Origin of the sequence: Staphylococcus sp. HMSC067F07 (assembly GCF_001837405.1) — a bacterium.
Classification (GTDB): domain Bacteria; phylum Bacillota; class Bacilli; order Staphylococcales; family Staphylococcaceae; genus Staphylococcus; species Staphylococcus capitis.
On record NZ_KV832234.1, the window covers coordinates 391377 to 403828 of the forward strand.

The window sequence follows — 12452 nt, forward strand, 5'->3', positions numbered from 1 at the left end:
ACCCACGAAAACTGTGACACTAAAAAAGACTAAACTACTAATTAAATATAAAATAAAAGCTATCCATATAAATGTATTAGGGCTGTTTAGAAATTGTTGGTAACTCTCCATTAAAAATAACCTCACACATATTATTTAGTACTTAATATATCAAATTACAGGTAATCTATCGAATTATAATAATTATTTGTTAAATTGAAAATATAGAAGAAAGCAAAATATAAAAATGAAAATTTTAACAAAACTTTAATAAAAAAAGTTAAAAAATTTAAACGTTTGTATGTTAATTTAAAGATAGCAGTTATATTTTCAATCTTTATAAGGGAAAAAACTTATAGAGGTGATTATTTTGAAAAATTATAATGAAAAGAAAAGATTTAGTATTAGAAAGTACGCTGTCGGAGTCGTGTCTATTGTCACAGGTATAACGATTTTTATTGGGGGACAACAAGCACATGCCGCAGAAGAGACAAACCAACAAATTAATACACCTTCACATTCAAATGAAACAACTCAAACTGCTCAAAAGAATTTAAAAGAAAATGAATCACGGCCAAGTGAGTCTGAGTTATCATCTTCAAAAACTTCTCAACCACAGCAATCCGAATCAACGCAACATTCTCAACCTCAACAAACCGAATCAACTCAATCTACTCAAACACAACAAACGAATCCAACTCAACATCCTCAAGATAAAGAAAACTCTCAAAATCAATCATTAGAAAGCACGAAAGAAGCAACTAATCATAACGATACTCCAGACACATCAGAAGCGATTGATACTAAGAAGGAAGAATTAGATAATCAAGACGTCCTTCCGTCTAAAAAAACAAATAATAGTGAAAGAAAAGCTGATAACACTTCTACGCAAGACAACGCAACATCTACTGATAACAAGCAATATGAATCAGAAAGTAAACCAACAGAAACCAAATCAGAAAATGATAAAGTAACTCAAAGTAACTCAAGCGATAATCCTTCTGAATCTCAAGAATCAACTAAGTCGCAAGATCAACAAGACCCTCAAGATAAACCAGATTCACAGCACTCACAAAAATCTGAGGATAATTTATCAACTCGTGATACTACATACCCAAAAGAATCTAAACAAAATTCCTCATCTTCACAACCTCAAGAAACAACGCAAGAGTCTCGAAACAACAAAGACGAAACTGACAATGATAATCCTCAGTCTAAGGGTGCCCATCAATCATCACAAAATACTCAACTTCGATCTACTGAAAACAATGATGACCCGAAAGACTCAACTCAATTAAAATCTTCAAATAAAGAACAAGATACTCGGGAACAAAATAATGAAAAAGAAGTAGACCAACCAACTAAGAAAACTCCATCCATGAAACAAGAAAATAAAAATACTACGAAACAATCAGTTAAAACAGATAAAACAGAAAGACCGACTTCCACAGAACCAAAAACACTACAATCTCATCAACCGAACAAACTTTCTAAACAAACGCTACAAGCTCAATATAAAAATCAATATCCTGTCGTGTTCGTTCATGGTTTTGCTGGTTTAGTCGGTGAAGATGCGTTTACACTTTACCCAAATTATTGGGGTGGAGGTAAATATAATATTAAAAGTGAATTGACTAAACAAGGTTACCGTGTACATGAAGCAAATATTGGTGCATTTAGCAGTAACTATGATCGTGCGGTTGACTTGTACTACTACATTAAAGGCGGTCGCGTAGACTACGGTGCAGCTCATGCGGCTAAATATGGTCATCATCGTTATGGTAGAACATATGAAGGTATTATGCCGGATTGGGCACCTGGTAAAAAAATTCATTTAGTTGGTCATAGTATGGGTGGTCAAACGATTCGTTTGATGGAGCATTTCTTAAGAAATGGAAATCAAGAAGAAATAGACTATCAACGTCAACATGGTGGTACGGTATCAGATCTCTTCAAAGGTGGAAAAGATAATATGATATCAACTATCACTACTGTAGGAACACCACATAATGGTACGCCTGCTGCCGATAAATTAGGTACACGTAAAATTGTTAAAGATGCAATGAATCGTATAGGACGTCTAAGTGGTAGTAGATTGCTAGATTTAAATTTAGGCTTTTCTCAATGGGGCTTTAAACAAAAACCAAATGAAAGCTATATAGAATATGCTGAACGCGTTGCAAATAGTAGAATTTGGGATACTGAAGACCAAGCAATTAATGATTTAACAACTGCTGGTGCTGAAAAGTTAAATAAAATGACAAACTTAAACCCTAATATTGTATACACAACTTATACAGGTGCAGCTACGCATACTGGCCCTCTAGGATTTCAAATACCAGACGTAAGACAGTTATTCGCAATGGATATAACGAGTCGTATCATTGGTAGAGATAAAAATAAAAATGTAAGAGTGAATGACGGTCTAGTACCTGTATCATCGTCAATATATCCTACTGCTCAAGCATTCAAAAAAGTAGGCTTCTTGAACCCAGCTACAAGTAAAGGGGTTTGGCAAGTCAGACCTGTACAAAACGGTTGGGATCATGCAGATTTAATCGGCCTTGATCTCCCTGATTTCAAACGTACTGGTGCTGAATTAGGAAAATATTATTTAGGTATGATAAATAATATGATGAGAGTTGAGGAATTAGATGGTCTAACTAAAAAATAATAACTTCACATAGTAAAAACACCCTCAAAGGATGTGTCGAACTGTACTGACATCTCCAATGAGGGTGTTATTTTTTTATGATTAAGTTATTGATCTTCTTTTTCTTCACGACGTTTTAAGAAATATGCGCCTCCTAATAGTCCAACAGGAATACCTGCGATAGGCGTAATAATATTACTTAAAACAAATACAATGACAACTAACATTAAGATATTGAACCAGTTAATAGTTAAATTTTTTAAATCCTCATATGATTGTTTGATTAAATCTTTAATTTTCATAATAAATACCATCCTTTTTTAATTATTTGAAAAATCCTTTTTAAATTGAGCGCTTAATGACACGATTTGAGTGTATAAATGCTATAAGAGCAAAGATGAGGTAGATGACTGTGTAAACAATCATTACTAGGAATACAGGTACCATTGTTACATTGCCCATAACATGCATAAAGGCTAGTGCCGCAAATAACGCATGTAGTAGAGCTATAATTAAAGGTAATCCAAAGTTGAATAAAATCTTTAATAATAACCCTTTAGACATATCAGAATTAGTAAATCCGATTCGTCGTAAGACTTTAAAATTATCGATTTCATCTTCAGTTTCATCCATTTGTTTAATGTAAATAATACATCCAGCTGCGATTAAGAACGCTAATCCTAAGAATGAAGTTACAAATATGAAAATACCATTTGTTGCGTCCACCACTTTTTTCAATTCATCTTTAGAAGTTACATTTGGATCAACTTTCGACGCGATACGTTCAGCTTTTTTCATATCGCTATGATGTTTAATATTAAATCCATAAACGTGCGCAGTATTTTTATCTGTTTTTAATGAGTTGTATACTTTAGGACTTACTTCTACTATAGGAGCTGCATATGATAATTCAGATGGATAAACTTTGGAATCGTCTTTATCTGTTACTTTTACAGTTGTTTTAGACTTACCTTTAACTGTGATACTTTGATTCATATTAAATTTCATCATTCCGATAGCGGTTTTAGTGTTTGTTAATCGAGCGTTACTACCTTTAAGATCTTTATTAACAATCATTGACGTATTCTGTGAGAAACCTTCAGAATCATCTTGTAATGTCATAACGTTATCTTTAACTGTTTTAGGATTAATTGACTCATAAGTATGTTTATCGTGTTTAATATTATTTTTATCTAATTGCTGTTCAAATTTATGCGCTTGCTTACCTTTTGAGAAGTCAAAGTCTTGTGGTGTTGATGATTCAATATTATAATCCGAATTTGCTTTAGTAATAGCTGTAAAACAAAGAATTGTAACAGTTAACGCTGAAATGATGGCGATGACTGTTAATGACATCGCATTTTTCTTCATTCTATGCATGATAGAAGATGTACACACCACATCTGTGATTGAAACACGACCATTCTTTGAACGTTTTATCGTTTTAAAAATGAGTGACACTGAACTTCTAAAGAATAAGTAAGCACCGACAATTGTTAAGAATAAAATAATGAATGGTGTAACTAATGCTATAGTAAGTGATTTAAATACACCAAACATTTCAGTTGCCATATAATACCCTAAAGCTATCATTAAGATACCTAGGATACCACCAATAATTTCAGGAACTGAAATACGTGCTTTAGTTGCTTCAGATTGAGAACTATCTTTCATCATTGTTAAGATGCTTCTTCTTTTTAGGAAAAGGTAATTCTGAACAAGTATTAAAACAAAAGCAATGACTAACATTATGATAGTAATGATTAGTGCTTGGGGTTCAAATCCTATTGAAAGATGAACTTTTAACTTCATCAATTTAGAAGCAATGGCAAGTAAAAGTTGTGAACTGAAAATTCCAATGAGCACGCCTAAGATACCTGTAATTACAAATATCGCGAATTGCTCAATACTTAACATTCTAAGAATATTTCCTCTTGTGAGTCCGATAAGTTGGAATAATGCAAACTCTTTTGTACGTCTTTTAACGAATAAGTGGTTCGCGTACATTAAGAATATAATAATAATAATGAATAAAATTGATGCTCCGAAACTAGATCCTTTTTGAATTATTGCCATAGAAGTTGAATTATTAATACTGTGTGAATGCTTCAAAGTTGAGAAACTAAAATAAAGTACGATACTTAATAATAAAGAGAATAAGAACATGCCATAGTGTTTGATGTTCTGTCTTAAATTTTTAAGCGTAATTTGATTAAACGTCATGAGTGACACCACCTAATGCCGATTGCAATTTGATGATTTCTTGATAGAAGTCTTGTTTAGAGTCGTCTCCTTGATAAATTTCAGAATGAATATTACCATCCTTCAACATAATTACTCTCTCAGCAAAACTTGCTGCTGATGGGTCATGAGTAACCATAATAATCGTTGAATTAAATTGTTTATTCATATCTTCTAATCGATTAAGTAAATCTTGAGCACTTTTCGAATCTAGAGCACCCGTAGGCTCATCGGCAAAGATAATATTTGGTTTATGAACGAAAGCACGGGCGGCTGCCGTACGTTGTTGTTGTCCACCTGAAATTTCACTAGGATATTTATTTCCCAGGTCATTAATACCAAGAGCTTCTGTCACTTCTTTGTAATTCTGTTCCATTTCGTATTTTTGAATTTTTTGGACTGAAAGTGGAAGCATAATATTTTCTTTAACGGTTAAAGTAGGCAGTACACTATAATCTTGGAAGATGAATCCAAGTTGTTTTTTACGGAAATTTGCAAGCTTTTTATTACTTAGTTTGTTTATTTCATTACCATCGACTTCTACAGAACCTCCTGAGATAGTATCAATAGAACTAAGAACATTTAATAATGTAGTTTTACCTGAACCAGAAGGTCCCATGATTGCTACGAATTCTCCTTTTTCAACTGAAAAACTGATATCTTTAAGTGCTTGGTACTTTTGTTTGTCTCCATATACTTTTGATAATTTGTTAACTTTTAATATCGTCATCTTCTCACTCCTCAATGTGTTTATACTTAAATTGTAGAGAGAATCTATGGCTGTTGCCTTTATCTAACCTTACAAATTGCTTGTTGTAACTTACAGGTATGTAAGATTTAATTATCTTTATAAAAATAAAACCACGACCTTTTAAAAGATCGTGGAAATAAATTAATTTAAATTTTTATTGGCGTCTTCAGGAATCTCTCTTTTTTTAACTTCTGAATAACTTAAAACTTGATCCTGTTTTGTTGTTAACTTGAGATAATGATTTGTTTTTAATTTCTTAGTTGCGGTATAGGTGATTTTCTTGCCATCACCTTTTTTATCATAACCAACAGTTTTATAAGTATAATTATAGAAGTCTGTTCCGAATTTTTCTTTTTTAACAGGTTTATCAGTTTTAACAAAATAATCTTCTTTAGGTATCATAAAATTATATTTATTTAAATCTCGTACTGTGGGGTCGTTTGGATGATGTTCACTATAAATTTTACCTACTAGCATGAGCGCACCAATTAGAAGAATAAAAACGCCTAGTGTAATTGATAGTTTCTTCAAAGCTTTCATAATCTTTCACCATTTATTTCTCTAATTTACTCATTGCTTTTTTAGGAATTTCATCTTTTTTAACTTCGTCATAGCTTCTCACTGTGTTTAATTTTTCTTTAATTTTTAAATAATGATTTGGTTTAAGTTTTTTCATTCCTGTGTATAAGATTTTTTTACTGTTGCCTTTATCATCATAACCAGTAGTCTTATAAACGTTATCAACATCTTCATATTGCTTAGGTTTATGTTTCATTGGTTTAGTCGTTTTCACATAATATTCTTTTGTTGGTTCTAAGGGGTTAGCCATATTTAAACTTTTAACATCTTTGTTATTTGGATGATGATCGCCATAAACTTTTAATCCGAAAAGTAATCCTACTAGTAATAAGATAATAACTACTACAGTAGTTAATGAAATTTTTAATGCTTTCATGAATAAACACTCCTTTGAATTGATTACAATTTCATTGTAGGAGCTTTATTGTAACGTTGCCTTTATCTAATCTTACAAATCAACGATTGAAACTTACACGGTTGAAAGGTTTATAAAATTTGATCCTTCTATGTGTAATTAAGAACGTTTTTAACCTTTAGAACTGTTTGATATGATTACATCAATTTAAAAGTTGAAACAATAGCCATACTTAATATATATTTCATAACTATAAGTGAGGTAAAAGTATGAAAATTTCATGGATTTGATGGTGGTGTCTACAATTTTTTGGGTAGTGGTGGCACTTATTTTACTAGTATTAGGTTTAATGAATGGCTTAAACAATGAAATGGAAGGATATAAATTTGCCTTTCTATTTATAGGAATATTTCTTGCGCCTTTGATTTGCCAATTGATTTGGCTAATTATCAATATTATAGTCATCAAAGATTTTAAAGAAAGTAAATAGATGTAATCAACTAGTGTTGGGAATTTTTAATGTTCATTCTCAACATTTTTTAATTATTTGGGATATTAAAAAATAATTTGTATTACATAATTAATTTATGAGATGATGCAGTTAAATAACATTGTAAATCATTGAGTTTGGTTAAATCTTAATATGAATTTAAAAAACAATTGTTATAATTTTTATGAAACTTTAAAGACTATAAAGGAGTATGTTTATGAAAAGGTTAATACTATTAATTAGTTTGTTAAGTTTAGCATTTATCCTCACAGCTTGTGGGGGAACTGGAAAGCAGAAAGAACCTTCGAAGGAAAGTCAAAAATCAGATAAATATGAATACGTATATTATGAAGTACTAAATGATGGTGGAGAAGACACGCCTAATGTAGAGATTAAATATAAAGACAATAAAGGTAAATCACATTTAGAGAAAACAGATTTAAAACATGTTTATGAACATATTTTAAGTGATGGAAATAAAAAACCATACATAGTTAAAGATGGTAGTAAAATTCATGTCTATCGCCCACCTTACATGACATACGGCGATGATGATGTTGAAGGTAAAGCAGTTTCTAAAGATGAAGTATCTAAATAAGAAAAGGTGAGTTGATGAAAGGTAAAATATTAAAATTTATAAGTTTAATGATTATTATCACTACAGCCTCACTTGGTATGTTATCAACGGAATTAGACGCTGCAACATCAGGAGGGTCTAGTAGTTCTAGCTCAAGTAGTTCAAGTAGTAGTTCATCATCAAGTGCTTCCTCGTCAGCTGCAAGAGGCTCAACATCATCTAGTTCATCAATGAGTCGCTCAAGTGCAGCTAATGCGTCACGAGCTGCCCAACAATCAAGCCAACGTGCTGCGCAACAAGCAACTAGAACAAGTAGTATAGCTTCTAGTAGAAATGCTTCGAAGTATAAACAAGGTGCATATCACACTAAATCTCAACAAGCACGTTCAATGATGGCACCAAGACGACGATACAGCTCAGGTGCGCCATATACTTCACAATATATGGCGACGTCATACTATAATAATTGGTTGTATTTCTATATCATTGCCTCTCAAGAGAATCAGAGTAAGACAAGTAGTGTGAAGTACCAAATGAATATGTTAAAAAATCAAATGAAACCTCATGAAAAATTATACACTGTTACTATACAAACGAATAAAGGTAAACGCGTCATTGTTGTACCAAAGAAACAATACGATAAAATTAAAACCGGTAAGAATGTGAAAATTAAAAATGGTATAGTACAATAGTGAGCATTAAAGGAGAATTAAATCTTTGATAAAAAAATTTATTGAGAATGAACAAAAAAGTGGATATTTAGGTATCTTATGTACCTTAGTATTTGGTTTATTATTTAGTTCAATGTTCACACCATTTATTGGTATACCTGCAGCGTTAGGTGTTGGTTACCTTATCCACACAACTGAAGAAGAATAATTTAAAGAATCAAGGAGCCTAAACCATGAAAAAAGAGATATTAGAATGGATTATTGCAATTGCAGTAGCGCTTATCATTGTTGGATTAGTACAGAAATTCTTGTTTACTTCCTATACCGTCTCAGGTGAGTCTATGCATCCTACTTTTGAAGACAGGGATAGAGTGATGGTTAGCCGTATTTCTAAAACATTGAATCATATTAATTCTGGCGACGTAGTTATTTTTCATGCAACTAAAAAAGATGACTATATTAAACGTTTAATAGGTAAACCTGGAGATACTGTAGAGTACAAGAAAGACCAATTATATTTAAATAATAAGAAAGTGTCGGAACCATATTTAAATTATAATAAGAAACATAAAGTCGGAAAGTATTTAACTGAGAATTTTAAATCTAAAACAGTTAGAGGCGCTAATGGACATATGAAAATCCCTAAAAATAAATACTTAGTATTAGGGGATAATCGTCAAAATAGTGTTGATAGTCGTTACGATGTAGGATTAGTCGATAAAGATCAACTTGTTGGTAAAGTATTATTTAGATATTGGCCGTTAAATAAATGGAAAGGCGGATTTAATCCAGGTACTTTCCCTAATTAATAAAAAATTGCCTCTTAGCAATTTAGACTACCCTCAATTAAGGGAGGTCTAGCTAAGAGGCTTTCTTTATATAATATTTACTCGTCCTCTACATTCTTTCCAACAGCTTCCCATCTCAATGCAGTCGTGATAATTAGACCAACTAAAGGAACGATGGCTAAGATAAGCATCGTATTTGTTAATCCCACAGCTGCAAGTATAATCGGAAATACAAATGTACCGATAATACTTCCCGTACGACTTACTGATTCTACGAAACCAGTAGCTTGTGAGCGTAAATATGTTAGGAATGATAAAGCCGCAATCGTCTTACCTTGTGTACCAGGTCCACCAGAATGTCCAAATAAGAACAATGCGATCAAGAATGTATTGATAATCATTGGTAGACTATGATAGAACAAGCCCGTCATAACCATCGCGATTAACACAAGACTGAAACCAATCATTGTGAGTCGGCGTGTACCTACCTTATATGTCAGTTGCGATCCTACATAAGCACCAATAATACCTGCTATATTCACGATAGCTGTACCTAATAGCACGCCTAATTTATCTTTACTAATTATGTAAGTTGCAATTATTGGGATATATAATCCTACTCCATAGTACTGCATTCCCTGTAATGTTGAAATGGCTGTTGCTAGTACAATCCTTTTCAAATATTTAGGTTTAAATATTTCAGTGCCAGAAGACTTTGAAGATTTATTCTCGGAAAATGACTCCCCAGTACCTTCAAGTTTTAAATCCACATCATAATTATTTCGTACATACTCGGTAGCTTCTTTAAGAGAGTGGTGATTAATCATCCAAGTTGGGCTCTCTTTTAAATAATTAATACGTAAAATGTAGAGTACTAAAGCAATCAAAGCACCAAAGCCAACTGCGAATCTCCATAAGTGTTCACCTGTACCCATTAAAAAGAAGGCGATAACTACTAAAGCTGAGGCAACGATTGCTACATACCATACAACCTGCCAATAGTTAACATTACGACCTTTCTGCCATTTATTACTAATTTCAGCAATGAAAGTGAATGCAACAGGACTATCCATACCGATAGCGAAGCCCATAATGAAGCGGCAGATAAGTAAAATAGCTAAATGAGGAGCAAGTGCTGCGCCTAAAGAAGTGATTACAAGGATAAGTAATGAGACAGATAATATACGCTTACGCCCGAATTTATATGCAAGTGAACCCCCTAGTATGGCTCCAAAAAGTGCTCCAATAGGTAAGGAAGTCATAACCACTGAAAGCATTGTTGGAGATAGGTGGAATTCTTTCGTTAGCTGGTCTGTCATTGTACCTAAAATGGTAATGTCATACGCATCTAAAAAAATCGTGCCTAATATCATAAAAAGAAGAATTTTAGATGTATGTTTCTGGTCTGCATGGTCGATAATTCTAAATAAATCATTTTTATTTTTTACGATTTCCATATTATCATTCCCTTAAATTATTTGTCTTTTTAAGCGTAATTGAGTGTCATTAAGTAACAATTAACTTGAGATTAAAATTTTATTAACATTACTAACATATTTATTTAATAATTGTGGATAACTTTATGGATAACTAAACCCAAACACCTGTATAGCAACATTTAGAGATAAACTTCAAGTTATCCACATCATATAATAACATGTTGATAATATCCAGAATTGTACGAAAAATCTATTTGTTTAGATTTAGAATTTAATTTTAAAAATATTCTTATCCCTTATTAAAGTCTATTATCTAAAGCATAATTGCTTTTAATCATATTAAATAAAAAAGTAGGTTATTAATGGATGATCTTAGCCATACTAAAAAACCCTCACTATTGTAATAGTGAGGGGATATATGAAACTTATTATAGTTCTTTTTTATTAAAAATTTTTATAGATAAAATATAAGTTAAGGCAAAAGTCACTAACCCCAATATGCCAAAGACAATAAACACAAGTAAACTATTTGTACTACTTAACATATTAATCATTGAACTATCATGATGTGCACCTAGAGCAAGTGCTAAAATATAGAATACGAAATATATAATAATCATAAAGAAAACGGTAATCATGATGATTGTGTTTGAATTTTCAGGGCCGAATTTAAATGTTAATGGGAATAGTGCGGAATATAACCCTGTACAACCAACACAAACTAAAAAGGCAATCAACGCCATATTTATGCTGTGTGTAATTATCAATACAATTGGGAAACTAATCACAAAAGAGATGACTGTGATAGCGCCAAAAAGTAAATAGTAACTCTTTACATAATCAGCACGTTTTACAGGCAATGTAGAGACGTAATACATCCATTTAGAATCTTTTTCGCGTTTGAAATTATCTGCAATAGATGAAACCAATAATACTACTACCATGAAACCGCTCATAGTTGGGTTTAAAAAAGTCATAATTATAGCTGTTATGATTCCAACAATGAAATATATAATTAATGGTTTTTTAGTTGCATATAAAGTACTCAATACTAAACCTTTCATTATTTATCACCTCTCATAATAATTTTAGTTGCATCATCAATGTTGTTAATTTGTTTGGCTTCGGGAACCTCATGATGATTGTTCACAAGACTAATTCTATTATGATTTCTTTGACGTGACGCGACCAAATAGTCGTTAGAAATATTAAATGATTCAACAGGTTGGTCAACAATGCCATAATTTTTGAGTAGTTCTTCTTTACTTTCCTTTAAAATGATTTCGCCGTCTCTCATAAATACTAATTGATTAGCGAGTTGTTCTATATCTTCTGAAATATGAGAAGAAATTAGAATGCTGTTACCTTGTGCCACAAAATCTTCAAGAATTTCAATCACTTGTTCTCGGCCTGATACATCCATCCCAGCAGTTGCTTCGTCAAGAATGAGTAACTTTGAGTCATGTGCCATTGAAATGGATAATGCTGTTTTCATTCTCATACCTCTTGAGAAGGTAGTGATTTGATTATGTGTTGGTAATTCAAATTCCTTTACCAATGAAAAGAATTTATCACTATTCCAAGTGTTATAAATATTAGTGAATACTTTGTCTATAGATGTTAAAGTCAATTTATTAGGTACTCTTAAATCATCAAACACTACACCAATATGCTCTTTGTATTGAACGTCTTCTTCGCTCACTTCTTCATCGAAAAAGCGAATTGAACCACTATCTTTATGTCTATTTCCTACAATTGTATTAATGAGGGTAGACTTCCCTGATCCGTTCTTACCGATTAAGCCAATCACTTCACCCTGTCCAATTGAAAAAGAAATATTTGAAAGTCGAAATTCTGAATTTGTATACGACTTATTAAGATTTTGAATATCTAAAAACTTTTCCATAAGACTATCCTCCTGAAAAATTA

At 32.0% G+C, this 12452-nt stretch carries 14 protein-coding genes; 6 read left to right on the forward strand and 8 right to left on the reverse strand.

Features of this window, described 5'->3' with window-relative positions; translation table 11 throughout:
- The first annotated feature begins 349 nt into the window (after positions 1–349).
- Positions 350–2653, forward strand: a complete 2304-nt coding sequence (gene lip / locus HMPREF2706_RS05075; RefSeq protein ID WP_030061378.1) for a YSIRK-targeted triacylglycerol lipase — start codon at positions 350–352, stop codon at positions 2651–2653.
- 86 nt (positions 2654–2739) lie between these two features.
- On the opposite strand, the gene HMPREF2706_RS05080 is transcribed toward lip, so the two are convergent.
- From HMPREF2706_RS05080 to HMPREF2706_RS05100, 5 genes are all read right to left on the reverse strand, one after another.
- On the reverse strand, positions 2740–2934 hold the full coding sequence (locus tag HMPREF2706_RS05080; protein ID WP_002434632.1) for a VraH family peptide resistance protein: 195 nt from the start codon (positions 2932–2934) through the stop codon (positions 2740–2742).
- 40 nt (positions 2935–2974) lie between these two features.
- Positions 2975–4855 (reverse strand): ABC transporter permease, encoded by a 1881-nt coding sequence (locus HMPREF2706_RS05085; RefSeq protein WP_030061376.1) that lies wholly within the window; start codon positions 4853–4855, stop codon positions 2975–2977.
- Positions 4845–5603 (reverse strand): ABC transporter ATP-binding protein, encoded by a 759-nt coding sequence (locus HMPREF2706_RS05090; RefSeq protein ID WP_002454391.1) that lies wholly within the window; start codon positions 5601–5603, stop codon positions 4845–4847. Before HMPREF2706_RS05090 ends, HMPREF2706_RS05085 begins: the two co-directional genes overlap by 11 nt.
- 162 nt (positions 5604–5765) lie before the next feature.
- A complete protein-coding gene (locus HMPREF2706_RS05095; protein ID WP_049427063.1) occupies positions 5766–6164 on the reverse strand; it encodes a YxeA family protein in 399 nt (132 codons plus the stop codon).
- Between the two features lie 13 nt (positions 6165–6177).
- Positions 6178–6579 carry a YxeA family protein gene (locus HMPREF2706_RS05100; protein ID WP_023349952.1) on the reverse strand — a complete coding sequence of 134 codons (402 nt, stop codon included), beginning with the start codon at positions 6577–6579 and terminating at the stop codon, positions 6178–6180.
- Positions 6580–6838: 259 nt separating this feature from the next.
- Here HMPREF2706_RS05100 and HMPREF2706_RS05105 point away from each other — a divergent pair, with 259 nt between their 5' ends.
- The 5 genes from HMPREF2706_RS05105 to lepB all read left to right on the forward strand — a co-directional run bounded on the left by HMPREF2706_RS05105 (position 6839) and on the right by lepB (position 9105).
- Positions 6839–7048 (forward strand): hypothetical protein, encoded by a 210-nt coding sequence (locus tag HMPREF2706_RS05105; protein WP_037582504.1) that lies wholly within the window; start codon positions 6839–6841, stop codon positions 7046–7048.
- A 217-nt stretch (positions 7049–7265) separates the two neighbouring features.
- Positions 7266–7646, forward strand: a complete 381-nt coding sequence (locus HMPREF2706_RS05110; RefSeq protein WP_030061370.1) for a hypothetical protein — start codon at positions 7266–7268, stop codon at positions 7644–7646.
- Between the two features lie 14 nt (positions 7647–7660).
- A complete protein-coding gene (locus HMPREF2706_RS05115; protein WP_023349949.1) occupies positions 7661–8317 on the forward strand; it encodes a hypothetical protein in 657 nt (218 codons plus the stop codon).
- Between the two features lie 25 nt (positions 8318–8342).
- Entirely contained in the window at positions 8343–8504 is a 162-nt protein-coding gene (locus HMPREF2706_RS12080) for a VraH family peptide resistance protein (protein WP_002434595.1), read from the forward strand.
- Positions 8505–8529: 25 nt separating this feature from the next.
- Complete coding sequence (lepB, locus tag HMPREF2706_RS05120; protein ID WP_002454395.1) at positions 8530–9105, forward strand: signal peptidase I; 576 nt, start codon at positions 8530–8532, stop codon at positions 9103–9105.
- 77 nt (positions 9106–9182) lie between these two features.
- Here lepB and HMPREF2706_RS05125 read toward each other — a convergent pair whose 3' ends face one another.
- The 3 genes from HMPREF2706_RS05125 to HMPREF2706_RS05135 all read right to left on the reverse strand — a co-directional run bounded on the left by HMPREF2706_RS05125 (position 9183) and on the right by HMPREF2706_RS05135 (position 12429).
- Positions 9183–10541: an MFS transporter gene (locus HMPREF2706_RS05125; RefSeq protein WP_070862226.1), complete on the reverse strand. Its 1359-nt coding sequence runs from the start codon at positions 10539–10541 to the stop codon at positions 9183–9185.
- A gap of 410 nt (positions 10542–10951) precedes the next feature.
- A complete protein-coding gene (locus HMPREF2706_RS05130) occupies positions 10952–11587 on the reverse strand; it encodes an ABC-2 transporter permease (protein ID WP_030061366.1) in 636 nt (211 codons plus the stop codon).
- Complete coding sequence (locus tag HMPREF2706_RS05135) at positions 11587–12429, reverse strand: ABC transporter ATP-binding protein (RefSeq protein WP_030061365.1); 843 nt, start codon at positions 12427–12429, stop codon at positions 11587–11589. The genes HMPREF2706_RS05130 and HMPREF2706_RS05135 overlap by 1 nt, the downstream gene beginning before the upstream one ends.
- Positions 12430–12452: the final 23 nt, after the last annotated feature.

Coding starts and splice junctions, on each gene's coding strand:
- HMPREF2706_RS05080 (WP_002434632.1), bottom strand. CDS start 2,934: ATGAAAATTAAAGATTTAATCAAACAATCATATGAGGATTTAAAAAAT.
- HMPREF2706_RS05085 (WP_030061376.1), bottom strand. CDS start 4,855: ATGACGTTTAATCAAATTACGCTTAAAAATTTAAGACAGAACATCAAA.
- HMPREF2706_RS05090 (WP_002454391.1), bottom strand. CDS start 5,603: ATGACGATATTAAAAGTTAACAAATTATCAAAAGTATATGGAGACAAA.
- HMPREF2706_RS05095 (WP_049427063.1), bottom strand. CDS start 6,164: ATGAAAGCTTTGAAGAAACTATCAATTACACTAGGCGTTTTTATTCTT.
- HMPREF2706_RS05100 (WP_023349952.1), bottom strand. CDS start 6,579: ATGAAAGCATTAAAAATTTCATTAACTACTGTAGTAGTTATTATCTTA.
- HMPREF2706_RS05105 (WP_037582504.1), top strand. CDS start 6,839: ATGGATTTGATGGTGGTGTCTACAATTTTTTGGGTAGTGGTGGCACTT.
- HMPREF2706_RS05110 (WP_030061370.1), top strand. CDS start 7,266: ATGAAAAGGTTAATACTATTAATTAGTTTGTTAAGTTTAGCATTTATC.
- HMPREF2706_RS05115 (WP_023349949.1), top strand. CDS start 7,661: ATGAAAGGTAAAATATTAAAATTTATAAGTTTAATGATTATTATCACT.
- lepB (WP_002454395.1), top strand. CDS start 8,530: ATGAAAAAAGAGATATTAGAATGGATTATTGCAATTGCAGTAGCGCTT.
- HMPREF2706_RS05125 (WP_070862226.1), bottom strand. CDS start 10,541: ATGGAAATCGTAAAAAATAAAAATGATTTATTTAGAATTATCGACCAT.
- HMPREF2706_RS05130 (WP_030061366.1), bottom strand. CDS start 11,587: ATGAAAGGTTTAGTATTGAGTACTTTATATGCAACTAAAAAACCATTA.
- HMPREF2706_RS05135 (WP_030061365.1), bottom strand. CDS start 12,429: ATGGAAAAGTTTTTAGATATTCAAAATCTTAATAAGTCGTATACAAAT.